Source organism: Ruegeria sp. AH3 (assembly GCF_056536265.1).
The window spans coordinates 153799-177774 of sequence record NZ_JBQFJL010000001.1 but is presented as its reverse complement, the minus strand read 5'-3'; the positions used below and the strand labels follow the sequence as shown (position 1 = coordinate 177774).

Genomic DNA, 23976 nt, shown 5'->3' with positions numbered 1-23976 from the left:
TCCATCCCTCACCTAAAGTCGCATCTGCTGCACTTGCGCTGACAAGCCGCCGTCCAGCACCCAAAGCTGACCGCTGGCATAGCGCGCCTCATCCGAGGCCAGCCAGTTGACCAGATTGGCGATATCCTGAGGCGTTCCATATGTCCGCATCGGATGCACATCGCGCACTGCCTGCTGTAACTGGTCGATGGTTTTGCCGCCACCACCCGAGCCATCGCCGGTAAAAAAGCTCTGCAACATCGGTGTATCCACGTAACCCGGGCAGATCGCATTGACCCGAATGCCATCGGGGCCATGGTCGCAGGCCATCGCCTTGGTCAGTGCGTGTACCGCACCTTTGGTGGCGCAATAGGCGGCCAGCCCGGGATCGGCGATGAAGCCATCATAGCTGCCGAAATTGATGATCGAAGCGGAAGGACCTGATGAGGCCGCCTTGCGCATCAGCGGCAACGCATGTTTCGAGGTCAGAAACGTCCCCGTGACATTAACCGCAAAGGAAAGGTTCCATTCCTCAAGCGAGGTGTCTTCGATAGTCTTTTCGATCTCGATCCCCGCGGCGTTGACCAGAATATCCAACTGACCTGCTTCGCGGTCGACCTGCGCCATTGCGGCAACTGCGTCCGCTTCCTGCGTGACATCCAGCTTGACGAAATGGCTGCCATCATCGTCATGGGCGTCCAACGATCCCTCAGGCGTCAAATCAGCCGCGTAGACGCGCGCGCCTTCGCGCAGAAATCGGGCAACGATAGCTCGCCCGATCCCGCCTCGCCCGCCGGTGACCAGCGCGGTTTTGCCGTCCAGCATCATGATTTGGTCTCCTTCAAAGGCGGATAGCGATAGCGGGTGGCTGCCACGGTCCAGTCCATGTGATTGCGCACATATTGCTGGCTGGCATCCGAAGGCGGATTGTAATCCCAAGGCTCGCCCGCCCCGGCCTCCATCGCTGCGTGCAACGCGCGACGGGACTTCTGGGTGGCGATCACGTCAGCGCGCAACTTCTCGCTGTTCCAGCGTTTGGCGACTTCATCAGCGAAGTGCGACGATTGCGCCGCATAGGTCGGATTTTCGGCCAGATTCACCTTCTCCAACGGGTCGCACGACAGATCGTAAAGCTGCGGGGGATCGGGATCGCAATGGATGTATTTCAATGTACCGCGACGGATCATGAAAACCGGATAAGGCGTCATCTCGGCGCAGTATTCACCAATCGCTTCATCAATCGCATCGGCGTCTCCCCGTGCCAATAGCATCAGCGAGCGGCCATCCACCGGCTCGCCGAACATATCGTTCGAACCCCCGGCGATATCGACGAAGGTGGGCAGCATATCGACCAGCGAACACGCATTGGCGGCAGAGCCCTGCGCAACGCCCGGCCCGGCCATCACAAGAGGTACGCGGGCCGAGTGTTCGAAGAAGTTCATCTTGTACCACAACCCCCGTTCACCCAGCATATCGCCGTGATCGGCGGTGACGATGATGATGGTGTTGTCCAGCTCCCCAATCTCTTCCAGCGCGTTCACCATAGCGCCGAGTTTGCTGTCGAAATAGCTGACATTCGCCAGATAGGCCCGCCGCGCGCGCAATACCTCTGCCTCGCTGAGCGGCACGTAGCTGGCCTCGATCCCGTCCATAACCCGTCGCGAGAACGGGTCTTGTTCGTCAGGTGTCAGGGTGAATTCCGGCAGTGGAACATCGGTGTTAGAGTAGAGGTTCCACCATTCCGGCTTGGCCACATACGGATCATGCGGGTGGATAAAGCTGGCCACGAGGCAGAACGGAGCTTCATCCCCAGCCGCCCGATCTCGCCCCCGGTCGATCAGCCAGCGGCGGGCGGCGAATTCAACCTCATCGTCATAGTCGGTCTGGAACGTGGCAATCGCCTCGCCGCTTTCCTTGACCGTTTGCATGTTGTGATACCACTTGTCGATCCGCTCATCCGGGGCTTCCCAATCCGGGGTCCAGGCGAAATCGGCCGGGTAGATATCGGTGGTTACCCGGTCCTGAAACCCGTGTTTCTGATCGGGGCCCACGAAGTGCATCTTGCCCGACAGGCAGGTGCGATAGCCCAACGCCGTCAGGTAATGCGCAAAGGTGGGAACCGAGGCGCGAAATTCGCTGGCATTGTCGTAGGCGGCAATCCGGCTGATCAACTGGCCAGACATAAAGGCAAAGCGCGATGGCGCACAGAGCGGCGAGTTGCAATAGGCCGCGTCAAACCGCATGCCCCTTGCAGCCAGCGCATCGATATGCGGCGTCTTAACAGTCGGGTGCCCATAAGCGCCGCAGAAATGCGGTGCCAACTGGTCGGCCATCACTACAACGATATTAGGCCGCCTCACGGAGCAGCCTTTGCGTAAGCATCCAGAACCAGCCCGTGGAAGTGATGCACCGCATGTTCCGATTTGCCCGAGCCGCTGGGATCGTGGACGATCCGTCCCTGAGTAAAGACGGGTGTGCTCATCCCGCGCTGCACGCTTTCGACAATATCGATATCTTCGCGCTGCAAAACCTCGTCGAGATAGCGGATCGCTTCCAGTTCCATCTCATCGGGTTCGGGTGTTTCGAGGAAGAAATCATAAGTCTCCAGCGTCCGGTCAGGGCCAATCGGAATGATGTTTAGCACGATCATCGAGGACCGGCCGGGATACCGCATCAGGCAGGTCGTCGGCCACAGCCACCAGACTGCATGGGTCCGCACCGTGGCGTTCGACACGTCATAGGCGGTATTCGCGCCCTTGCCCGCTTCGGCCATGTGGCTGGAATAGATGCCATATGTGGTCACCTTGTAGGTGTCCATATCGACCAGATCGCAGAAATCCTTATGCGCCGTCGGGCAGTGGTAGCATTCGAGGAAATTGTCGACGACATTCTTCCAGTTCGACTTGATGTCATAAGTCAGGCGGTGGCCGAAAGTCAGGTTCTCGATATCCGGTGCCCAGTGGCGGATCTCCGTCTCCAGATCGCCCGACACCTGATGCAGAGGCTCAGCCTCCGGGTCGAGATTGACATAGATGAATCCCGCGAATTCTTCGACCTGAACCTGATCCAGACAGATATCCTTGGTGCTGAAATCGCTCAGATTTTCCGTCTCGGGCGCGCGAACAAGCTGGCCGTCCAGTTTATAGACCCACGCGTGATAAGGGCACATGATCCGCGTCGTCTCGCCTTCACCCGACAGCAGGTGGTGGGCGCGGTGTTTGCAGACATTGTAGAAAGCGCGCAAGACGCCCTCGCGGTCGCGAACAATGGCAATGGGGCGGCCTGCAATCTCGACCGTTACATACGATCCCGGCGCGCGCAGCTTTTCGACGTGGCAGACCCATTGCCAGGTTTTGGCAAGGATCTCATTCAGATCGACCTGATGCCACGCCGGGTCGACATATGCCTCGGCTTTCAATGAACTGGTGTTGAACGGGTCGGAACTGTACCCGTCGGAAATGCGTTGGAACTGTTCTTTGGACGGCAGCTCGCTCATATGCGTCTCCACAATTCGGGGCTTGTCAGAGCACCGGGCTACTGGCTTTCGCCGCATATGATCTTCTGAAATCGAAGTTTCGTCTAAACTTTTTTCGCCATATTCTTAATTTTTTCAGCCATTGGTGTGCATCCCTCAGCCCGGTTTGCGATGCATGGGCCAAGCCCTGTATTCGAACGGCACGCGGCCCTCGACCCGATCCTGACTGGGCGGCAGGCCAAACCGTTCCTTATACGAACGGCTGAAATGTACCTGACTGGCAAAACCGGATGCCATGGCAACCTCGGCGATTGGCATATCGGTCTGGGTGACAAGCCCCCTCGCCCGGTCCAGCCGGATATCGCGATAGTAGAGGGCCGGGGTCTTTCGGATATGAGTGGCAAACAACCGGTCGAGTTGCCGGTGCGAAATATTGGCCTGTTTGCATATCGCAGGGATCGGTAGCGGATCTTCCAGATGCGCCTCCATGATCTGGATCGCCGTTTTCAATGTCGCGGGAATAATCGTGCCCAAGGGCTCATTGCCCTCGGGCTGCTGCAGCGCCGATGGCCCCCGAAACCGGTCGTGAAAGATATAGCGAGCGGCGGCATTCGCCAGCGCAATCCCGTGGATACCTTGCAAAAGATGCAGAGCAAAATCCACCGACGCCCCTCCTCCGCAGCAGGTCGCCCGGTTGCCGTCGAGGACATACAAATTCTCCGTCACTTCGACATCCGGATAAAGCTCCTGAAAGGCATCGATATGTTCGTAATGCACAGTCGCCCGTCGCCCGTTCAACAACCCGGCCTGCGCCAACATGAACGCCCCTGTATCTAGCGCCCCAAGCAGCACCCCTGTGCGCGCCCATTGGTGTAACGCGGTACTGATCTTTGCCGTCAGGTGCCGTTCAGGGGTCCAGCTGGAAGAGACGATCAGTATATCCGCCGGCTGCGCATCAAAGCTGCTCAATGTCGCTGTCTGCGTCCCGGCCCCGTTGCTTGAAACGCAATAGCCGCCAGCCTCAGACACGAAATCCCACGTGAAGTGTGGCTTGCCGTCCAGATAGTTCGCCGCCCGGAACGGATCGATGAACCCCATCGTGGCCGACATGTTGAAGTTTGGGGTCACCAGCAACAATATACGGGTCTGCGAGGCTGCGGATTGTGTCATCACCCGATCACCTCACATAGCGCGGAACGTTGTAGCGTGCGGGATATCCACCTCGACATACATAAGAATTCTCTAATCCCGCTGCTGACAACCGACAAGCCCTTGGGGAATTGTTGACGCAATGTGCGATCTAACCAAGGCGTGTTTTGTTATATCCGCCGGGCCCGGATCTCATTTCCGTCAGATGACGGGCATCGCATTGTGCAACGCCCGAGGCCTTTCATGCTCAGAGAAATCCAACTTAGAAAAGCTTCGCCCATGGCTGAACAGAAGCTGGCTGGTGCGGATCCCGTAAAGCCGATCTACAAAAGACAGAGGCAGAATTGCTGAGGTCAATTAGACCGAGACTAATTTACGTTCTTAACTGCCGCATAAAGCTGACGAAATCGTGCCAATCGCCGTGAAAGTGGCACTAAATCATCGGGCTCAAACCTGTCCATTGCCGTGGGCTGTTCTGCAAGATCGGCTCTGCCCAAGGTACCATCACCAAAAGCTGCCAGACGAGCCGCGCCATAGGATGGACCGGAAGTCGCTCCGTCTGAGCGCACGATAGGTTTCCCGATTACCGTCGCAATGAGACTCAATAACAGATCTGATCGGCTGCCACCTCCGATGGCGGCAAGCTCCGGCAGACTATCTACTGTATCGCCGAAACTCTGCGCGGCATCGGCAAAGCAAAAAGCTATAGCCTCCACCACGGAACGACAGATGTCTGCGCGTGTTGTCGAATCTTCAAGACCAAAGAAACCGGCCCGGATATGCGGATCCCCAAGTGGGCTGCGCTCACCTGTCAGATACGGTAGGAAAATCGGCACGCGTTCACCGCTGACCGTTTCAGCGAGCGCAACAACTTCGGCGGCGGACACCCCCAATTGATCACCAATCCATGAAATTGGCCTCGCCCCGTTCAACATCGCCGCCATTTGATACCAGCGGTCGGGCAGAGTATGCGCATATGCATGCACATAGCGTTCGGGGTTGGGCTTATATGAGCGATCCGCCACAAATAACTGGCCCGACGTTCCGAGAGAGATGAAGCCACGCCCCGGTTCGGTAGCGCCCAACGATACCGCCCCGGTTGCCGCGTCCCCTCCCCCGGCGACCACAGGAGTCCCGGGCTTCAACCCGGTCTCTGCCGCAGGGCGCGCTGTCACTGTTCCAACAACCGTGTGCCCGTCGTGAACCGGAGGCAACCAATCGAGGGCTACTCCGGTGACTTCGGCTATTCCGACATGCCATTTGCGCGACGCCTGATCGAGCCACATGGTTCCGGCGGCATCGGACGTGTCGGTTGCCAGCTCTCCGTGCAGGCATAAGCCGATGTAATCCTTGGGCAGCAGGATATGGGCAATTTGGCCATAGCATTCCGGTTCATGTTGTTTCAGCCACGCAATCTTGGGCGCAGTAAAACCCGGTAAGGGTAGAACACCCGCAATCTGCCCGATCTGCGGTTCGGCGGCTCGCAGTTCATCGCATTCATGCGCTGCCCTGCTGTCATTCCACAAGATTGCTGGGCGGATCGGGCGCAGATCGCGATCCAGTAACACGGCGCCATGCATTTGGCCGGACAATCCGATGGCTTTCACCTCAGATAACGCGATTTTCCCGGCAAGCAGATTTAATGCGTCGCGTGTCGCTTGCCACCAAAGATCCGGGTGCTGCTCTGACCAGCCAGGTTGCCGAGATGTTGTCTTGAGCCCCACAGAAGACGTCGCCACAATCCGATCAGCATCCGTGCAGACAAGCTTGACTGCTGACGTTCCGATATCGATCCCCAAATACATTGAAACCCCTTGCCCGCGTCAAAGCCCGGAACTTGCCTGACTCTTGATTTTTTATCGCGCGCAAAGAATATGTAAAGTTAGGATAAGATCAAGGCGGCGAAGATCCGCAGGCAGACTGGCATGACCAAAATTAAGAACATGGAAGAGTTCGCGGCCCTCAGCGGCATCTCGCGACCCACGGTTTCTAAGTACTTCCACGATCCCGATAGCGTTCGACCAACGACACGGGCGCGCATTGAGGAGGCGCTCGAACGGTTTGACTATCGTCCGAATATCTATGCTGTGAACCAGAACCGGAAGCTGACCAAGAATATCGGCATCGTCGTGCCCTATCTGGCTGATCCGTTCTTTGCCGAAATCGCGCGCTATCTGGAACAAAGCTGTATTGCAGCAGGGTATCGCCCATCCTTGTTCAGTTCACATGGCGAGCAAAAGCTGGAAACCGAAATTCTGGACGGCCTGCAGTCCATGAAACCCGCGGGGGTTCTGTTGGCACCGTTGGGGCGAATTTCGGACCGATCAGCGATCGAAAAATTCTGTTCCAATGTGCCGACTGTTCTGTTCGACAGTAACCTTGATGGTCTGGGGGCCGCGTTTATTGGGTCGGACAATTTCAGTTTTGTGTCGCAGACTGTGGAATACATGACCCGGACGGGTGAGCCTCCATCCTTCTTTGAAATGCGTACACCTGCGAACCCCAACGCCAATAAACGGCGAAAAGCCTACATTGAGGTGATGGAACGCCTCGGGTTCGAGCCGCATATCATCAAAGTTGACGGCACAGGCTGGGCGTTCGAAGAAATCGGGCACAGGGGCGCGCTGAAAGTTCTGGAAGAGCGTGGATTGAAGACGGATTCTGTTTTGTGCAGCAATGATCGGCTTGCCATCGGCTTTCTCGCAGCCTGTTTCGAGCGGGGGATTCGGGTCGGTCGGAAGGAAGATTGCACGCTGCGCGTCGCCTCGAATGACGATCATCCATTCGCAAAATTTACGTGCCCGTCTCTGACCACAGCAGCGCATGACTACGACAACGTAGCCGGACGAAGTGTCGAAACTTTGTTCGAACTCATTGAAAGCGGGGGGAAATTCGATACTCGAGCCGAAACGCTTTTCCCTGCGCGGCTTGTATTGAGGGATTCTGCATAACTCACAATTCTTAACGCGCGTAAAGTTTTTATTGACGTCGCGACAATTTACACTCTACGTTCTCTGTATGACATCCAAGCTCAGGGAGGACAGGGATGTATCTGAAACACGCACTTCGTGCGGCGACTGCTTTGACTTTCGTCGCCACGGCAGCAGCCCACGCGCAATCCATCACGATCGCCACCGTGAACAACGGCGACATGATCCGGATGCAGGGCTACACCGATAAATTCACCGAAGCGACCGGCATCGATGTCGAGTGGGTGACGCTGGAGGAAAACGTGCTGCGTCAGCGCGTAACCACCGACATCACTACCAAGGGTGGTCAGTTCGATATCATGACCATCGGCATGTACGAGACGCCCATCTGGGGCGCAAATGGCTGGTTGGTTCCGTTGGACGGCCTGTCCGACGAATATGACGTTGGTGACATCCTGCCAGCCATGGCTGGCGGTCTGAGCCATGAGGGTACGCTGTATGCGGCACCTTTCTATGGCGAAAGTTCCATGATCATGTACCGCGCGGACCTGATGGAAAAAGCGGGGCTTGAGATGCCCGAAGCTCCGTCCTGGGAGTTCATTAAGGAAGCAGCGGCGGCAATGACCGATCGCGACGCTGACATCAACGGAATCTGCCTGCGCGGCAAAGCTGGTTGGGGTGAAGGCGGTGCTTTTATCACTGCCATGTCCAACTCGTTCGGCGCGCGCTGGTTCGACGAAGACTGGAAGCCTCAGTTCGATCAGCCGGAATGGGCCGACACGCTGAACTTCTATGTTGAAATGATGACGGAATCTGGCCCTGCCGGTTATGCCACCAATGGTTTCAACGAAAATCTGTCCCTGTTCCAACAGGGAAAGTGCGGCATGTGGATCGACGCAACTGTTGCGGCGTCTTTCGTGACCAACCCTGACGATTCCACAGTTGCGGATAAGGTTGGATTTGCGCTCGCGCCTGACACCGGTCTGGGCAAGCGGTCCAACTGGCTCTGGGCCTGGGCGCTCGCCATTCCAGCCGGAACACAGCAGGAAGATGCGGCCAAGCAGTTCATCGAATGGGCTACGTCAAAAGATTACATCGAACTGGTGGCTGAAAGCGAAGGCTGGGCCAATGTTCCGCCAGGCGCGCGCGTTTCTTTGTACGAAAACCCTGAATACCAGAAGGTTCCGTTCGCCAAGATGACACTGGATTCGATCCTGTCGGCTGATCCGAACAACCCGACGGTGAAACCGGTGCCATATGTCGGCATCCAGTTTGCAGCGATCCCGGAATTCGCGGGCATCGCAACACAGGTAAGTCAGGAATTCTCGGCGGTCTATGCCGGGCAGCAAACGGTCGAAGAAGCGCTGGAGAAAGCGCAGGCCTTCACCGCAGAAGAGATGGAAGCCGCAGGCTACTGAGGCACACTCCCCGGCGGGCGGGCAGAGATCTGCCCCCCGCTCCCTACTTTCACAACTCGCGTTTTTCTCGCAGGCTACGCTAACGCCTGAACAGAGAGGGTTTGCGTTATGGCAACTCAACATTCCCGATCCGTTGCGCGCCTGATGATGGCACCCGCAGTGGTCCTGCTGCTTGGCTGGATGCTCGTGCCTCTGACGATGACGCTGTATTTTTCCTTCAAGAAATACCTGCCGCTGCGTGGAGGTGATCTGGGCTGGGTCGGTTTCGACAACTATATCCGGTTCGTTTCGTCCAGCTCTTTCTGGCCCGCTGTCCAGGCGACACTGATGATTGTCGGTGGTGTACTGGTGATCACGGTGGTGCTGGGCATCGTTCTGGCGATGCTGCTGGACCAACCCATGTGGGGGCAAGGTGTCGTCCGCATCCTCGTGATCGCGCCCTTCTTTGTCATGCCAACGGTTTCCGCGCTGGTCTGGAAGAACATGTTCATGGACCCGGTGAACGGCCTTTTGGCCCATCTATGGCGCTTTTTCGGGGCCGAACCGATCTCATGGCTGTCCGAAGCCTCGATGACTTCGATCATCATGATTGTCTCATGGCAGTGGCTGCCCTTCGCGACCCTGATCCTGCTGACCGCGATCCAGTCTCTGGACAGTGAACAGCTGGAAGCGGCCGAAATGGATGGTGCCCCAGTGCTGAAGCGGTTCTATCACATCGTCCTGCCTCATCTCAGCCGCGCGATCACCATCGTGATCCTGATCCAGACGATCTTTCTTTTGTCGATCTTCGCCGAAATCTTCGTGACCACCGGCGGCGCATTCGGCACCCGCACCCTCACCTACCTGATCTTCCAGCGTGTGCTGGAAAGCCAGAATGTTGGCCTCGGATCAGCCGGAGGTGTCTACGCAATCATCTTAGCCAATATCGTTGCGATCTTCCTGATGCGCATCGTCGGCAAAAACCTGGACGCGTGAGGAGGTAAGACCATGGCCCGCGCCGTCACAACCCGCCGTAAATCACTGAACACTGCCCTGGCCTGGGCCATTGGATTGCTGATCTTTTTCCCGATCCTCTGGACGATCCTGACCAGCTTCAAGACCGAAGCGCAGGCCATCGCAAGCCCGCCTCTGTTCCTCAACTTTGACTGGACGCTTGAGAATTATGCCGTCGTTCAGGAGCGCTCAGACTACATGCGGTTCCTGTGGAACTCGGTCATCATCGCGGGCGGTTCTACCATTCTGGGCGTGATCATCGCAGTGCCGGCTGCATGGGCGATGGCCTTTGTGCCCTCGAAACGCACCAAGGATATTCTGCTGTGGATGCTGTCCACCAAGATGCTGCCTGCGGTTGGTGTGCTTTACCCGATCTACCTGCTGTTCATCCGTCTGGGCCTGCTGGACACGCGTGGCGGGCTGGTCGTGGTGCTAATGCTGATCAACCTGCCGATCATCGTCTGGATGCTGTACACCTATTTCCGCGAAATTCCGGGGGAAATTCTGGAGGCCGCGCGGATGGACGGAGCGACCCTGAAAGAGGAAATCCTCTATGTCCTGACGCCCATGGCCGTGCCCGGCATCGCCTCGACTGTGCTGCTGAACTTCATCCTGGCTTGGAACGAAGCGTTCTGGACCCTCAACCTGACAGCCGTTGATGCGGCCCCGCTGACGGCCTTTATCGCCAGCTATTCCAGCCCCGAAGGCCTGTTCTTTGCCAAACTCAGTGCGGCCTCGACCATGGCAATTGCGCCGATCCTCATCCTTGGCTGGTTCAGCCAGAAACAACTTGTCCGCGGCCTGACCTTCGGCGCTGTGAAATAAGGAGCACTCCTCATGGGACGCATTCAACTCAAGTCCGTGACCAAAAGCTTCGGCGACGTGCAGGTCATTCCCCCGCTGGACCTGACTATCGAGGATGGTGAGTTCACAGTCTTCGTCGGTCCGTCCGGCTGCGGTAAATCCACCCTGCTACGCTTGATTGCAGGGCTGGAGGATATCACCTCAGGATCAATCGACATTGACGGGTCCGACGCCACCGACGTGCCGCCCGCCAAGCGGGGTCTGGCGATGGTGTTCCAGTCTTATGCGCTCTATCCGCATATGACCGTCCGCAAGAACATCGCCTTTCCCTTGCGGATGGCCAAGCTGGATCAGGCCGAGATCGACAAGCGCGTCGAAGGCGCGGCCAGTGTGCTGAACCTGACCGACTATCTGGATCGCCGTCCCGGCCAATTGTCTGGTGGCCAACGCCAGCGCGTCGCCATTGGCCGCGCCATTGTCCGCGAACCGGCTGCGTTTCTATTTGACGAGCCGCTCTCCAACCTCGACGCTGCCCTGCGGGTCGGCATGCGGCTTGAGATCAGTGAGTTGCACGAACGTCTGGCAACCACGATGATCTACGTGACACACGATCAGGTTGAAGCTATGACCATGGCCGACAAGATCGTCGTTCTTCAAGCCGGTGTCATCGAGCAGGTTGGCAGTCCCCTGGAACTCTACCGGACGCCACGCAACCTGTTTGTCGCTGGTTTCATCGGCTCGCCCAAGATGAACTTCATCGAGGGCGAAGAGGCCGCGAAACACGGTGCCCATACCATTGGCATCCGCCCCGAGCACATTGCTGTTTCGGAAACCGAGGGCGAATGGTCCGGGGTTGTGAGCGTCTCTGAGCATCTAGGCTCGGACACCTTTTTCCACGTCCATGAAACCGGTCTGGCCGAGACAATCACTGTCCGTGCAGATGGCGAGGTCGGCTTCCGCCATGGAGATCGCATTCACCTGACACCACGGGCAGATGTGATTCACCGCTTTGACACGAAAGGCTTGCGGATCGAATGACGCGTCTGGCAGGCAAAACCGCTCTGATCACCGGGGCCGCACGCGGCATCGGGTTGGCCTTTGCCAAGGCCTATGTGGCAGAGGGTGCGCGCGTTGCCATAGCCGACATCGACATCCAGCGCGCTCAGGATGCAGCGACCGAGATCGGCGAGGATGCATTTGCCGTCGAGATGGATGTGACCAAACAGCAGAGCATAGATGAGGCTGTGGCAAAAACAGCAGCCCATTTCGGCCCCATCGACATTCTGATCAATAACGCAGCCATCTTCACTGCTGCACCAATTGTTGAGATTGAGCGTGCCGACTTCGACCGTGTTTTCGATATTAACGTCTCAGGAGTTTTGTTCACAATGCAGGCCGTCGCGCGCCACATGATCGAACACGGTACCAAAGGTCGGATCATCAACATGGCGTCGCAAGCCGGGCGACGGGGTGAGCCTCTGGTTGCCGTGTACTGTGCCAGCAAGGCGGCGATCATATCCCTGACTCAATCCGCAGGCCTGAACCTGATCAGCCATGGGATCAACGTTAACGCCATCGCCCCCGGTGTGGTGGATGGCGAGCATTGGGATGGTGTTGACGCGTTCTTCGCCAAACAAGAAGGCAAAGCCCCCGGTCAAAAGAAACGCGAAGTTGCGGCGGCTGTTCCCTATGGCCGGATGGGGCGAGCCGAAGACCTGGCCGGAATGGCGGTGTTTTTGGCTTCTGACGAAGCAGAATACATCGTCGCGCAGACCTATAACGTAGACGGCGGAAATTGGATGAGCTGATGGACCCTGTGGCGCATGAAAAACACCCGGTGTCTCTGCGGCGCGACAACTTGGACGGCTTGCCCGCAAACGTCAGGACACCAGCATATAAGCCTTCGGACCTGACGCCGGGCATTGTTCATATCGGAGTCGGCAATTTTCACCGCGCGCATCAAGCCTGGTATATTCACCAATTGATGCAGCAGGGTCAGGCCCATGACTGGGCGATCATCGGCGCCGGTGTGCGAAGCTACGATGCCGACATGCGACAGCGTCTGCTAGAACAGGACTGCCTGACAACGTTGATCGAACTGGATCCAAATGGAATATCTGCCGAAGTGACCGGTCCGATGATCGACTACCTGCCGATTGGGGCAGGCAACGCCGCACTGATCCTGAAGATGGCCGATCCATCCACCCGGATTGTATCGCTGACGGTAACCGAGGGCGGGTATTATCTGGATGCCAATACCGGTGCCTTCAACTCGGATCATGAAGACATTCGCCATGATGCGAATAACCCCGACCGGCCTTGCACGGTCTTTGGTGCCATTGTTTCGGCGCTCAGGTGGCGGCGGGAGAATGATCTAAAACCCTTCACCGCGCTAAGCTGCGATAACCTTCAAGGCAACGGGGGAATCCTGCGAAACTGCGTTGTTGATCTGGCGCGTATGTCCGACCCTGATCTGGCCAACTGGATCGACCAGAACGGCGCGTTCCCTAATTCGATGGTTGATTGCATCGTGCCCGCGACGACCGACCAAGTAGTAACGCGATGCCGCGCACTTGGTGTCGATGACGGCGCACCGGTGTCGCACGAAAACTTTCGCCAATGGGTGATCGAGGACGAGTTCTGCGCCGGACGGCCGCCGCTCGAACAGGTCGGTGTGACACTGACCCACGATGTTCACAGCTATGAGACGATGAAGCTGCGCATCTTGAACGGAGGCCATCAACTGCTCGCAAATGTCGGGGAAATTCTGAGCATCCCGACGATTTCAGACTGCATGCAGGATCCGGACATCCTGGCGTTTTTTGAGAAAGTTCAGGCTGAAGATATTTTGCCCCATGTTGAAGCCGTCCCCGAAACCACAGCAAAAGAGTATCTTGGACTAGTTGAGAGGCGATTTTCCAACACCGCGATTCACGACACGACGCGCCGGGTCGCGTTTGACGGTTCGGCACGTCATCCAGGGTTCCTGCTGCCATCGTTGCGCGATGGCCTCGCGTCTGGGTCTCCGACGAACGGGCTCGCGCTGGCCGAAGCTTTCTGGTGCCGGATGTGCGCCGGCATTCGCGAAGATGGCTCCGAAATCGCCCCCAATGATCCTCAGTGGGAGAACTTGCAAAAAACCGCTCTGGCGTCAAAAGCCGATCCAGAGCTTTGGATCGAACAACGCCAGTATTATGGCGACTTTGGCCACGACACGCAATTTTCAGAAGCCTTTGTCACCTGGCTGACCACGATCTGGCGACGAGGTAGCCGAACAGCCATAGCCGACTATGTTGCCCGTGATTCAATGTTGTACTAGCCAAACGCAGCAATGCCAGACCGGTCGCGAAAAACACTTTTCAACTTGAGCACCTTGGCTTGACGAATCCGCAGTCAATTTGCAAAGCACAATTCTCTAAGGTTGGGTTCAACAACCACAGGCTCTCAGAAAGCGTCTAAAGTCTAGCTTGCCTCTGCGCATCCCGGATAAGAGCCGCAAGCCGGTAAAACCCATGCGCCATCTTGGTAAAGGGTGTCAGCAGGAAGAACGTCAGGACTGATCCAAGGTGGATTGCAAGAAGCGCGGGCATCAGAGCTGTTGAGCCTAGGGCATAGAGCACCAACCCGCTGAAGCCCACAAAGCCCAGCAACAGGATGAAACCGATATCACCCCCCCATGCTGAAGGGTCACCAAGTTCGCGGTCAGACTTTTGCTTGAGCAAAGCCATTGCGCCGCAACCCACGGTCAGCAACACGCCGCCGGAAATGCCGAACAGTTTAGGTAAAGACCAGAATCCGTATGGCGCGTGCATTCCGAAGCCATAGTGCATGACGGTCGCTATCGAGGTCGACGCAAAGCACAACAGGAAGCCATACATGATGGCCTGATGAATGTGGCGGCGACCCTGACTGAAGCGGTCTTCGTCCTCGAAATTACAGCCCTCGCCATGCCCTGCGGCCAGATCCTGCATTTTTGCGGCGCGTTTGAAGGCGGCTGTCATGTCGCGAAATTGAATGGGCTTCCCGCCCACCTCCGTCCAATAGCGCCTTAGGCTGATCGCTATGCTAAACAGCGGCAATAAAAACGCGGGCGCAAAGATCGCGACCATCGCATTGTGGGACAGGACGGCGTAAAAGCCCTCCCCTCCGCTCGATCCAATGGCGCGAATAGCCCAGAACAGGAGGGCAAATCCGATCACAAGCGCTAAGGTTATAGCTCCGCCATGTGTGTGGAACCGACGCGCCAGAGGTTGCGGCCAGGCGAAGCTTTCCCAGCTGTCTCGACGAACCTCGGCCAAAGCTTTCGGCAGGTTCAGGTCGAACTCGTGAGGTGCCGTGTACTGACAGGCGTAGTAACAACCCCGGCAGTTGTGACAAAGGTTGGCCAGTTGCGTGATGTCACCGTCCGAAAACGCGCGTTCGGCATGTAGTGATGGGAATACCGAGCAATACCCCTCGCAATACCGGCAAGCGTTGCAAATTTCGGCCTGACGGCGGGCTTCTTGTATCAGTTCAGTTTGCATAGGCTGCGGCCTCACGTCCTGCGATGCGTCCAAAAACGGTTCCGATGGTCATGCCAAATCCGGCCAGATACCCCTGCCCCAATATCGACCCGGCCATGGTCTCGCCGGCCGCCCAAAGGTTCTTGATCTTTCCGTTGGCGGTCGAACATTGAGCCGTATCGTCGACCTTTAAGCCCAGATAGGTGAAGGTCACACCGGTTCGCAGCGAGTAACCATAGAACGGCGGCTCGGTGATCGGACGCGCCCAGTTGGTCTTGGGCGGGGTCAAACCCGAGGTGGTAACACCGTCCAACTCAGTCGGATGGAATCCACTGGTATCACCGCATGCAGCATTGAATTCAGTGACGGTAGCCTGCAGCTTGTCGGCGGGAAGACCCATCCTTTCGGCCAGTTCTTCCAACGTGTCCGCCTTCAGCGGCGGAAATACCGACGGCATGAACAGGTTCAGCGATTTGGCATCGATGATTACATAGCCAACCTGATCCGGCTGCGCCGCCACCAGACGGCCCCAGATCGCGTAGCGTTTGGGCCAGACGTCTTCGCCCTCGTCATAGAACCGCTCAGCATCTTTGTTCACGACGATAGAGAACGGCACACAGTCCAGACGGGTGACAATGCCACCGTCAAATTTCGGCGCACGCCCATCGATGGCGACGGCGTGGCATTGGGTCGGGTCCCCGACGCTCTCGACGCCTTGGTCCAGAAGGTCGGCCAGCACCACGCCCCGATTATACGGCGTGCCCCGGATCAGGAAGTTCTTTGCAGGCTCACCCCATGCCCGGGTCAGCCAATCCGTGTCGGCCTGAAACCCGCCCGAGGCCACGATGACCGCCTTGGGCGCAATGCGATGAGATTGACCTTCATAGGTATAGTCGATCCATTCGATCTGCTCGCCATTCAGTTCCAGATGCGTAACCGCAGCCTCATATAGCACATCAACGCCCAGAGCTGCGGCTGTCCGATAATACGCATTCACCAAAGACTTACCGCCTCCCATGAAGAAGGCATTGGTCCGCGCCAGCGATAGCGTCCCTGAAAGCGATGGTTGAAACCGAACCCCGTGCTCTTCCATCCACGGCAGACATTCTTCCGAGGTGCGGATCGCCAGACGCGCCAAATGTTCGTCGGTTTTACCTCCGGTGACTTTCAGCAGGTCCGACAGGTATTCGTCCTCTCTGTATTCCTCAATCAGCGGACCCAGCGGAGATTTGTGCATGCAGCGAAAATTGCGCGTGTGGCGCGAGTTACCGCCACGGTAAGGTTTCGGAGCCGTTTCGAGGATCAAAACGCGGGCCCCTGCCTCAGCGGCAGTCATCGCAGCGCAAAGAGCGGCGTTGCCGCCACCAATCACAGCGATATCGTAAGCTTCCTTTTGGGTGGCCATGTCCTGTCTACCTACTGATTTTCGTCGGTTGTTCGATCGCGTTCCTGTAACGCCCGGATGCGCATCCGTTGTGCGGCCTGAATATGCGCGCGCATCTCTGTTTCGGCCGCCGCACCATCTCGGGCTTTCAGCGCAGCCATGATGCGGCGGTGCTCAGAGACTGCCGTCTCAGCCCGGTCACCATCCAGCAGTTGCGATGGCCCCAGGATCAGCAGCGCCTTTTGCAAGGACAACATGGATTTCGCGAGAAACCGGTTCTTGGCTGCATCCAAAAGTGTTGCGTGGAAAATCCGGTTGATCCGAGCCGCATCCGGGCCTGTGCCCGCCTCGGCCAACCGATCATTCAACACGTCCAACTCATCCAGCTCGACATCTGACGCTGCCCTTGCAGCTAGGCGTGCTGCGGTACCTTCAAGCACAGCACGCATCTCATAAAGCTCCATCACCTCGACGTAATCCAGGCTGCGAACGGTCGCGCCCTGCCGAGGAACATGGGTGACCAATCCGTCGGCTTCCAGTTGCCGGATCGCTTCACGCACCGGGGTGCGGCTGACGCCCAGCCGTTCCGACAGCTCGATCTCGCGCAGACGTTCACCGGGCAGAAGGGTGCCCTCGCGAATCTCGTCCAGCAGACGCTGATACGCGGAATTGCCTTGCGGGCCGGGCTGTAAAGGGTCGTCTTGGATAGTCATTACGGGCTCACTTGTCTTCTTGCGTCCATTTGTATACATTTGGATACATAACGAGTCAACATTACCGGAACCCACGCCTTGCCCGCCCAGAACAAAACACCTTCTCTTCTGAAAAAACGGGCCGTTACGCTGGGTCTTGCACTTCTGGGCACCGGAGTTTTCTGGGCGCTCAATCTGCCGCTGCCCTTTCTGTTCGGCCCGATGAGCGCATGTTTGATTGCAGCCTTGGCTCATGCCCCCATGAAAGGATTCGGGCAGGTTTCGGTTGCGGCCCGCACCATACTGGGCGTGGCAGTGGGGGCTTCGATTACCCCGGCCCTGTTCGCAGAACTGCCAAAGATGGCAGCATCGATTGCGCTGATCCCGTTCTTCATTCTGCTGATTGCGCTGGTTGGAGTGCCATTCTTCCGCAAAGTCTGGGGCTTTGACTCCACCACTGCTTTCTACGCGGCCATGCCGGGTGGGTTGCAGGACATGATCATCTTCGGCACTGAGGCTGGCGCCAACCCGCGCACCCTGTCCCTGATCCATGGTACGCGCGTTCTGATCATCGTAACGCTGGCCCCGCTGTTTCTGACGGTGTTTTACGATGCCCAGCTCACCAACCCGATCGGAGAGCCCGCGCGCGACCTGCCGATACATGAATTGGCACTGATGGTTCTGGCTGCCCTTATCGGCTGGAAAGGCGGTGAGCGCATCGGCCTGTTCGGAGCGTCCATCCTCGGCCCGATGATCCTGACGGCTGCCTTATCCTTGGGGGATTTCATCCATACCCGACCGCCGCGCGAGGCCATCCTGGCAGCACAGTTCTTTATCGGATGCGGGATCGGTGTGAAATTCGTCGGCGTTACATGGGTCGAATTGCGCCGGGTCGTGGCAGCAGGCTTCACCTATGTCATTGTCCTTGCCATCCTGGCAGCCGCTTTCACCGCCGTTGTCACCACCTTGGGCTTCGGTCGCCCAGTCGAGGCTTTCCTGGCTTTCGCCCCCGGCGGACAAGCTGAAATGACAGTTCTAGCCATCGTCTCGGGTGCGGATCTGGGCTTTGTCATAACGCACCATCTGACAAGGATCGTGCTGGTGATTATCGGCGCGCCCATAGCGGCCAATCTTATTTTGCGCTGGTCCAGACCTCGGGATTGATCATGTGGATCGGAGCGCCGCCGCCAAAAGCGTCCACCTGATCGAAAATGTCTGAGAACTGTAGGTCGAACTCGTCTTCGGTCACAAAACCAATATGTGGCGTCGCAATCAGGTTTGGATGCGCCAGCAACGGGTCATTCGGGTCAGTCAACGGTTCAGTATCAAACACATCAATCGCTGCTTTTCCGGGGCGACCGGCGTTCAGAGCTTCCAGCAGGGCACCGGGTTGTATAAGCCCGGCACGCGAAGTGTTTACGAACAACGATCCCGGTTGCATCGCGGCGAAATCGGCTGGTGTGATAATTCCTTTGGTATCCGGTTTGAGGCGGACATGCACTGAAACCACATCGCTGTCACCAAAGAATGCGTCTCGACTGGATGCAACATGCGCGCCATCGGCCGTGGCACGCGCGCGGCCATCGCTGGACGACCACCAGGTAACGTGCATTCCAAAGGCTTCTGCGTATCCGGCAACGGCGCGGGCTATGCGCCCATAACCGTAGAGGCCGAGCTGACGACCGCGCAATGTCTTGCCCACTCCGGCTTGCCAATGTCCCGCCTTGGCCGAAGCCATCTGTGCAGGCAGATCCCGCATGCCAGCCATTATCAAGGCCCAGGTAAGCTCAGCCGCGGCATAAGACGGCGTGCCCCCGTGCATGTTCGAGCAAAGCAGCACGCCGTGATCGGAACAGGCTTGCACATCCACATGCGGATATACGCTGCGTTGGCTGATGAGTTTCAGATTGGGCAATTTCTCAAGCAAAGCGCGAGTGACTTTGGTGCGCTCCCGAAACAAGACCAACGCCTCTGCATCCTGTAAGCGAGAGGCCAATTCGCCAGTATCTTCGACATGATCCGTCCACACTGTTACGTCGTGTTCGGCGAGCTTCGCAAAACACGGCAGGCTGCGCAGCGTGTCAAACCAGTCATCCAGAATGTGAACTTTCATCGGCTTTCAACACCTTGACCGGTTTCCAGTCGCCTCGGGGTCGGAACAAAGTGCGGGGCCTCAAGCGCGGCCAGTGCGTTCCGAACACGTTCGCGTTGGTCGAGCAAATGATTGAATTGCTCATCACAACCGGCGACCGGCGTCGGATATTCGGCAATGTCGCGGCGCAAAACCATTTGCGCCAGTTTGAGTTCCTGACATGCGATTTCCAGGCATTCGCAATAGTCGTCCATCGCAGCACTCCTTTATGTATACCATAGTATACCAATTGGACAATCCGCAATCAACTCCCCTTCCAGACGCTTTGCGGAACATAGACATGGCCATCCGCCAGCTTACGCGCCGTTCGCACCAAACCCGCCGCCTTCAAGTCGAACCCCTCCTCAGACGAGAAATCTACCAGCACGTCGATTTTCCCTGACGCGTGTTCCAGCACAACATCGGCCGGGCTGGTTTCCGGTCGCTCAAGCAACCCATCAGCAACGGTTCCCGGCGTCAGCGCGCAGGATGCCATGCATTGTGCACCTGTAACTGCCATCGAAGGGTGCGTCTTCCATGGCATGAAATACCGGACGGAAATCGTCCCGCCATCGCGGGCAGGTGACACGATCCCGAACTTCGGCGTCACGGATTGAGAAACATCGCCCATACCCATCAGCTTTCCCGCTTCGATTCGCACGGCCTCCATGCAATCAAAAAACGCGCGGTTGGCATCCAGGTCTTCAGCACTTTCATACCCAGTCAAACCAAAATCCGAAGCACGGGCGATGGCCATCGGCATCGCAACATCCATGCAGGTCAGCTCAATCCCCTGAACCGTGTCACGCAGATTGCCCGTGGGTAGAAAGGCCCCGGTTGACGAGCCGACGACCCCCATGAATTTCAGTTGCACAGGCGCAGCACAACCGGGCACACCGGCAATCTCGGTATCTCCGTCATAGGTCAATCGGCCATCGGGTGTTTGCATCTTGGCGACAACCCGTGCCCCTGTGTTGACGGCCAGAATTCGGATTTCCGTTTCGTCTCCGGCGGGTTCGATCAAACCCATTTCGATTGCGGCAGGTCCGACCCCGGACAGGATGTTCCCGCAGGTCGGCTTAAAATCCACCAGTTTTTCTTCGACCGAGACCTGAGCGAAGAAGTAATCGATATCTGCCCAATCATCTTCGCTGACCGACAGCATAGCGACTTTGGTCGTGACTGCAGCGCCACCCCCGATCCCATCGATGTTCAATGGATGACCAGCTCCGACCGCGGAGATCAGGACGTCAGCCAGAGTATCCAGATCCTCTGGCAGATCACATCGGCGGAAATACGGGCCGCGTGACGTGCCTCCACGCATGAAGACATACGGAATTGCCGTTTGAGTCATCTCAGGCCCTCCTCAACAATGCTTGTCAGAACTTCGGTGAATTCGCGGGTGCCGAGCGCGCCTTGCAGGTCTCGCGTTCGGGTTTCGGGTAACGCGAGTGCCGTGCACACGGACGCGCGGATCAGGTCAGCGGCCTCCGTTTCTCCGAGATGCCGCAGCAGCATTTCGGAGGACAAAATCAGCGAGACCGGATTGGCCATGTCCTTGCCAGCGATATCAGGGGCAGAACCGTGCTGGGCCTGAGCGACAGAGTGACGAACACCAAAATTCAGGGACCCGGCCAACCCCAGCCCCCCTGCCAGTTCAGAGGCTAGGTCACTTAGAATGTCGCCGAACATGTTTGTGGTGATCAAAACGTCGAAGCGCGAGGGATCGCGCACCAGATGCGCCGCCGCTGCATCGACGAGCATTTCGTCATAAGTGACACCCGGAAATTCCTCGGCCACAGCTCTGGTGCAGTCGAGGAACAAGCCGTCCGTCATACGCATAACGTTGGCCTTGTGAATGACTGTCACGTGTTTGGCTGGGCGTGACGCGGCCAGTTCAAATCCAGCCCGTGCGATATCCATGCTGGCCGAACGCGTTACCTTCCGGAACGCCAGCGCGATATCGGGCTCGGGCATGAACTCTCCGCCCCCGGCGAACATGTTGCGATCGGCGTAGAACCCTTCGAGGTTTTCGCGCATCACAACCAGATCGAACGCCTTGCGGGACGGGGCATCCAATCCCGGCCAAGTTCTGGCCGGGCGGTGGTTGGCGAACAGCTCCAGTTCCTTACGTAGAACTCCTGATGGGTTGCGTCCGCCCTGATCGACAGGCGGATAGCTGTTGTGTGAAACTGGCCCGAGGATGACTCCGTCAGCGCGCTTCGCGGCCTCAGTTGCCGCGTGCGGGATCGTTGAACCTTCCGCCTTTAACGCGACAAATCCGATATCCTTATGTTCAAACCTGATTTCTCGCCTAAAGGATGGGCTGGCGGCACGAAGAACCGCCAGCGTTGCGGCCATGATCTCTGGCCCGATGCCATCCCCTTCGAGGCACAGCAACTCTAAATGATCGCTCATTTCAGCGGCCATGGCAGGCTCACCATGTCCTGCAACAGACCCGGCGGGAAATCCCGGTTCAGCGCCCCTGCCATGAAGCACATGAAGCCGATTCCGCAAGCCGTCAGGATTAGCGTCATCTGCCAGCTTGAACCGGCACGAATGCGGAAGAAGGCGATCAGGAACCCGATCAGGGCGAGGATGAAGCCCACAAGCCATGTGGCCGCGATAAGAGAGCCGAACCACGCCAAGGTCGACCAGAGGCCGTGGGGGGCGCTGGCATCTTCGCCGGCGATCTCCTTGTCGGCAAAGATCGCATCCCCCTCAGGTCGCCGCATCATCTGGATCAGCAAGATCACGCAGCAGAACAAAGAGACGCTGCCGATCACCAACGGGATGATCTTGTCGGTCATGTTGTAGTCGGGGATCATATTGGCGTTGACCAATGCCACGATCAGATAGGCCATGATCACCAGCAGGAAAACCAACGGCGCGCGCTTGCTGCCGGATTGAACCTCACCCTCGGCCATGATCATCTTGGCCTGACGGATGCCCAGAATGACCGAAGCCACAGTGATCACGATCAGGACGATCACGATCGGGCTGAAAACGTATTCCATGCCTTCGCCAAAGCTCTTGCGGAAGCGGAACGAGGCGATCTGGAACGCCTGGTTGGTGAATTTCTCAACCGGGTTCGACAGCACGAACCCAATCAGGAAGGCCGGGCGCGACCAGTCGAAACGGCGCAGGAAGATGCCGATCAGGCCGATGACAAACAGGGCCAGAAGGTCTTCAAAGTTCTGACCGGACTGGAATGCCGCGAAGCTGATCAGCATGAACAGAAACGGCGCCAGATAAGTGAAGCGGATTGTTGTCAGTTTGGCGATCCCACCCGAGGCTGCGATACACAGGATGGTGCCCACCACGTTGGCAAGAGCCAGCAGCCAGACAATCGAATAGGTGATGTCGAGATTATCCTTGAGCATGCTAGGACCGACCTCGATATCGCCGGATCCCAACAGTGCAACAGCGCCGATAAAGATCGCCATGGAACCCGAGCCGGGGATACCAAACAGCAGCGTTGGGACAAGCCCCCCGCCCTCCTTGGCGTTGTTCGAGCTTTCCGGCCCGATGACGCCACGCACTTCGCCTTTGCCGAAGTTGCTTTTGTCTTTGGTCGATTGAACCGAATGGCCATAAGCGATCCAGTCTACCACCGAGCCTCCGAGGCCGGGGATGACACCGACAACCACGCCAATGATAGAACAGCGGACCGACAGCCAGATATTCGCCGCCCAGTCTTTGACGCCATCCAGCCAACCAGCCCCTAGCGAAGCGCCCTTGGCAATGGACCGGTCTTGTCGCAACAGCGAGACGATTTCGGGTACCGCAAAAATGCCCAAACCTACAATGACTAACTTCAGACCATCCGTCAGATAGGGAATGTCATAGGTCGCCATACGTAGCGAACCGCCTGCGTCCGCCTCGCCAATCGTACCGACCATCAGGCCCAACCCTGCGGCGGCAACGCCTTTTAGCGGGATACGCCCGGCGAGAATGGCGACCATCGACAAGCCAAGAATGGTAATCATCAGCATCTCGGGCAGACCGAATGCCAGAACGATGGGCCGCGCGACCAGGATGAACATGGTCAGGAACGTTGCGCCGACCAGACCACCAAACAGTGATGAAGCAAAGGCCGCTGACAATGCCCGCGCGGCCTCACCCTTTTTCGCCATTGGGAAGCCGTCCAACACCGTAGCTTGCGAGGCTGAGCTTCCGGGGATCCCCATAAGAACCGATGCGAAGGTGTCAGAAGTCGGAACAACGGCGACCATCCCGATCATCAGGGCCAGACCAAGGATCGGGTCCATCCCGAACATGAAAGGCAGCAACAAGGACAGACCAGCGATACCGCCAAGCCCCGGGAAAACACCTACGGCCAGCCCCATGACGACACCGAGAACAAGGTACCCCAGAACAATAGGTTGCAGGATCAGACCCCACGCGTCACTGAGCGCAGGAAGAGCTGTGGCGAAAACCTCCATAGCGGCCGCCTTTCATAAATTGTCTTGTGTTTGGAAAAGCGCGCGCCCGACATTGGGGCACGCGCGGTGGTGTT

General features: G+C 57.6%; 21 protein-coding genes. 8 read left to right on the top strand and 13 right to left on the bottom strand.

All coding sequences use genetic code 11. The features are described 5' to 3' along the window. Positions 1–12 precede the first annotated feature (12 nt). From ACR3EM_RS00870 to xylB, 5 genes are all read right to left on the bottom strand, one after another. On the bottom strand, positions 13–807 hold the full coding sequence (locus ACR3EM_RS00870; RefSeq protein WP_480468938.1) for an SDR family NAD(P)-dependent oxidoreductase: 795 nt from the start codon (positions 805–807) through the stop codon (positions 13–15). After that, positions 804–2339, bottom strand: coding sequence for a choline-sulfatase (gene betC / locus ACR3EM_RS00865; protein WP_480468937.1), 1536 nt, complete (start codon positions 2337–2339; stop codon positions 804–806). The genes ACR3EM_RS00870 and betC overlap by 4 nt, the downstream gene beginning before the upstream one ends. Continuing rightward, complete coding sequence (locus ACR3EM_RS00860; protein WP_480468936.1) at positions 2336–3475, bottom strand: aromatic ring-hydroxylating oxygenase subunit alpha; 1140 nt, start codon at positions 3473–3475, stop codon at positions 2336–2338. Before ACR3EM_RS00860 ends, betC begins: the two co-directional genes overlap by 4 nt. 135 nt (positions 3476–3610) lie before the next feature. Further along, positions 3611–4624 carry a GlxA family transcriptional regulator gene (locus ACR3EM_RS00855; protein WP_480468935.1) on the bottom strand — a complete coding sequence of 338 codons (1014 nt, stop codon included), beginning with the start codon at positions 4622–4624 and terminating at the stop codon, positions 3611–3613. A 347-nt stretch (positions 4625–4971) separates the two neighbouring features. Continuing rightward, a complete protein-coding gene (gene xylB / locus ACR3EM_RS00850) occupies positions 4972–6408 on the bottom strand; it encodes a xylulokinase (RefSeq protein ID WP_480468934.1) in 1437 nt (478 codons plus the stop codon). A 120-nt stretch (positions 6409–6528) separates the two neighbouring features. Here xylB and ACR3EM_RS00845 point away from each other — a divergent pair, with 120 nt between their 5' ends. From ACR3EM_RS00845 to ACR3EM_RS00815, 7 genes are all read left to right on the top strand, one after another. After that, complete coding sequence (locus tag ACR3EM_RS00845; protein ID WP_480468933.1) at positions 6529–7554, top strand: LacI family DNA-binding transcriptional regulator; 1026 nt, start codon at positions 6529–6531, stop codon at positions 7552–7554. A gap of 95 nt (positions 7555–7649) precedes the next feature. Next, positions 7650–8951 carry an ABC transporter substrate-binding protein gene (locus tag ACR3EM_RS00840; protein ID WP_480468932.1) on the top strand — a complete coding sequence of 434 codons (1302 nt, stop codon included), beginning with the start codon at positions 7650–7652 and terminating at the stop codon, positions 8949–8951. Positions 8952–9059: 108 nt separating this feature from the next. Beyond that, positions 9060–9926 carry a carbohydrate ABC transporter permease gene (locus tag ACR3EM_RS00835; RefSeq protein WP_480468931.1) on the top strand — a complete coding sequence of 289 codons (867 nt, stop codon included), beginning with the start codon at positions 9060–9062 and terminating at the stop codon, positions 9924–9926. A 12-nt stretch (positions 9927–9938) separates the two neighbouring features. Next, entirely contained in the window at positions 9939–10769 is an 831-nt protein-coding gene (locus ACR3EM_RS00830; protein WP_480468930.1) for a carbohydrate ABC transporter permease, read from the top strand. 12 nt (positions 10770–10781) lie between these two features. Further along, positions 10782–11786 carry an ABC transporter ATP-binding protein gene (locus ACR3EM_RS00825; RefSeq protein WP_480468929.1) on the top strand — a complete coding sequence of 335 codons (1005 nt, stop codon included), beginning with the start codon at positions 10782–10784 and terminating at the stop codon, positions 11784–11786. Next, positions 11783–12556, top strand: coding sequence for an L-iditol 2-dehydrogenase (locus tag ACR3EM_RS00820; RefSeq protein ID WP_480468928.1), 774 nt, complete (start codon positions 11783–11785; stop codon positions 12554–12556). The genes ACR3EM_RS00825 and ACR3EM_RS00820 overlap by 4 nt, the downstream gene beginning before the upstream one ends. Beyond that, entirely contained in the window at positions 12556–14067 is a 1512-nt protein-coding gene (locus ACR3EM_RS00815; RefSeq protein ID WP_480468927.1) for a mannitol dehydrogenase family protein, read from the top strand. Before ACR3EM_RS00820 ends, ACR3EM_RS00815 begins: the two co-directional genes overlap by 1 nt. Positions 14068–14203: 136 nt before the next feature. Here the strand turns inward: ACR3EM_RS00815 and tcuB are convergent, their stop codons facing one another. Genes tcuB through ACR3EM_RS00800 form a run of 3 tightly spaced genes read right to left on the bottom strand, consistent with a single transcriptional unit; the run spans position 14204 to position 17347 of the window. Continuing rightward, the gene (tcuB, locus tag ACR3EM_RS00810) at positions 14204–15271 is read right to left on the bottom strand and encodes a tricarballylate utilization 4Fe-4S protein TcuB (RefSeq protein WP_480468926.1); all 1068 of its coding nucleotides are present in this window, start codon (positions 15269–15271) and stop codon (positions 14204–14206) included. Beyond that, entirely contained in the window at positions 15261–16655 is a 1395-nt protein-coding gene (gene tcuA, locus ACR3EM_RS00805; RefSeq protein WP_480468925.1) for an FAD-dependent tricarballylate dehydrogenase TcuA, read from the bottom strand. The genes tcuB and tcuA overlap by 11 nt, the downstream gene beginning before the upstream one ends. Positions 16656–16666: 11 nt before the next feature. Next, complete coding sequence (locus ACR3EM_RS00800) at positions 16667–17347, bottom strand: GntR family transcriptional regulator (RefSeq protein WP_480468924.1); 681 nt, start codon at positions 17345–17347, stop codon at positions 16667–16669. A gap of 78 nt (positions 17348–17425) precedes the next feature. Between ACR3EM_RS00800 and ACR3EM_RS00795 the strand changes: the two genes are divergently transcribed. After that, positions 17426–18490 (top strand): AbrB family transcriptional regulator, encoded by a 1065-nt coding sequence (locus ACR3EM_RS00795; RefSeq protein WP_480468923.1) that lies wholly within the window; start codon positions 17426–17428, stop codon positions 18488–18490. On the opposite strand, the gene ACR3EM_RS00790 is transcribed toward ACR3EM_RS00795, so the two are convergent. Genes ACR3EM_RS00790 through ACR3EM_RS00770 form a run of 5 tightly spaced genes read right to left on the bottom strand, consistent with a single transcriptional unit; the run spans position 18459 to position 23902 of the window. Then, positions 18459–19439: a D-2-hydroxyacid dehydrogenase family protein gene (locus ACR3EM_RS00790; protein WP_480468922.1), complete on the bottom strand. Its 981-nt coding sequence runs from the start codon at positions 19437–19439 to the stop codon at positions 18459–18461. The genes ACR3EM_RS00795 and ACR3EM_RS00790 overlap by 32 nt on opposite strands. Next, positions 19436–19672 carry a hypothetical protein gene (locus ACR3EM_RS00785; protein ID WP_480468921.1) on the bottom strand — a complete coding sequence of 79 codons (237 nt, stop codon included), beginning with the start codon at positions 19670–19672 and terminating at the stop codon, positions 19436–19438. The genes ACR3EM_RS00790 and ACR3EM_RS00785 overlap by 4 nt, the downstream gene beginning before the upstream one ends. Positions 19673–19722: 50 nt before the next feature. Next, positions 19723–20811 carry a 4-oxalomesaconate tautomerase gene (locus ACR3EM_RS00780; RefSeq protein WP_480468920.1) on the bottom strand — a complete coding sequence of 363 codons (1089 nt, stop codon included), beginning with the start codon at positions 20809–20811 and terminating at the stop codon, positions 19723–19725. Further along, on the bottom strand, positions 20808–21875 hold the full coding sequence (locus tag ACR3EM_RS00775; protein ID WP_480468919.1) for an isocitrate/isopropylmalate dehydrogenase family protein: 1068 nt from the start codon (positions 21873–21875) through the stop codon (positions 20808–20810). The genes ACR3EM_RS00780 and ACR3EM_RS00775 overlap by 4 nt, the downstream gene beginning before the upstream one ends. After that, positions 21872–23902 carry a tripartite tricarboxylate transporter permease gene (locus ACR3EM_RS00770; protein ID WP_480468918.1) on the bottom strand — a complete coding sequence of 677 codons (2031 nt, stop codon included), beginning with the start codon at positions 23900–23902 and terminating at the stop codon, positions 21872–21874. The genes ACR3EM_RS00775 and ACR3EM_RS00770 overlap by 4 nt, the downstream gene beginning before the upstream one ends. Positions 23903–23976 lie beyond the last annotated feature (74 nt).

What these genes read in the sequence shown, in the direction of transcription:
- ACR3EM_RS00835 (WP_480468931.1), top strand. Translation starts at nt 9,060, where the DNA reads ATGGCAACTCAACATTCCCGATCCGTTGCGCGCCTGATGATGGCACCC.
- ACR3EM_RS00800 (WP_480468924.1), bottom strand. Translation starts at nt 17,347, where the DNA reads ATGACTATCCAAGACGACCCTTTACAGCCCGGCCCGCAAGGCAATTCC.
- ACR3EM_RS00860 (WP_480468936.1), bottom strand. Translation starts at nt 3,475, where the DNA reads ATGAGCGAGCTGCCGTCCAAAGAACAGTTCCAACGCATTTCCGACGGG.
- ACR3EM_RS00775 (WP_480468919.1), bottom strand. Translation starts at nt 21,875, where the DNA reads ATGAGCGATCATTTAGAGTTGCTGTGCCTCGAAGGGGATGGCATCGGG.
- ACR3EM_RS00855 (WP_480468935.1), bottom strand. Translation starts at nt 4,624, where the DNA reads ATGACACAATCCGCAGCCTCGCAGACCCGTATATTGTTGCTGGTGACC.
- ACR3EM_RS00790 (WP_480468922.1), bottom strand. Translation starts at nt 19,439, where the DNA reads ATGAAAGTTCACATTCTGGATGACTGGTTTGACACGCTGCGCAGCCTG.
- ACR3EM_RS00785 (WP_480468921.1), bottom strand. Translation starts at nt 19,672, where the DNA reads ATGGACGACTATTGCGAATGCCTGGAAATCGCATGTCAGGAACTCAAA.
- tcuA (WP_480468925.1), bottom strand. Translation starts at nt 16,655, where the DNA reads ATGGCCACCCAAAAGGAAGCTTACGATATCGCTGTGATTGGTGGCGGC.
- tcuB (WP_480468926.1), bottom strand. Translation starts at nt 15,271, where the DNA reads ATGCAAACTGAACTGATACAAGAAGCCCGCCGTCAGGCCGAAATTTGC.
- ACR3EM_RS00825 (WP_480468929.1), top strand. Translation starts at nt 10,782, where the DNA reads ATGGGACGCATTCAACTCAAGTCCGTGACCAAAAGCTTCGGCGACGTG.
- ACR3EM_RS00815 (WP_480468927.1), top strand. Translation starts at nt 12,556, where the DNA reads ATGGACCCTGTGGCGCATGAAAAACACCCGGTGTCTCTGCGGCGCGAC.
- ACR3EM_RS00820 (WP_480468928.1), top strand. Translation starts at nt 11,783, where the DNA reads ATGACGCGTCTGGCAGGCAAAACCGCTCTGATCACCGGGGCCGCACGC.
- ACR3EM_RS00840 (WP_480468932.1), top strand. Translation starts at nt 7,650, where the DNA reads ATGTATCTGAAACACGCACTTCGTGCGGCGACTGCTTTGACTTTCGTC.
- ACR3EM_RS00870 (WP_480468938.1), bottom strand. Translation starts at nt 807, where the DNA reads ATGATGCTGGACGGCAAAACCGCGCTGGTCACCGGCGGGCGAGGCGGG.
- xylB (WP_480468934.1), bottom strand. Translation starts at nt 6,408, where the DNA reads ATGTATTTGGGGATCGATATCGGAACGTCAGCAGTCAAGCTTGTCTGC.
- ACR3EM_RS00770 (WP_480468918.1), bottom strand. Translation starts at nt 23,902, where the DNA reads ATGGAGGTTTTCGCCACAGCTCTTCCTGCGCTCAGTGACGCGTGGGGT.
- ACR3EM_RS00830 (WP_480468930.1), top strand. Translation starts at nt 9,939, where the DNA reads ATGGCCCGCGCCGTCACAACCCGCCGTAAATCACTGAACACTGCCCTG.
- ACR3EM_RS00845 (WP_480468933.1), top strand. Translation starts at nt 6,529, where the DNA reads ATGACCAAAATTAAGAACATGGAAGAGTTCGCGGCCCTCAGCGGCATC.
- ACR3EM_RS00780 (WP_480468920.1), bottom strand. Translation starts at nt 20,811, where the DNA reads ATGACTCAAACGGCAATTCCGTATGTCTTCATGCGTGGAGGCACGTCA.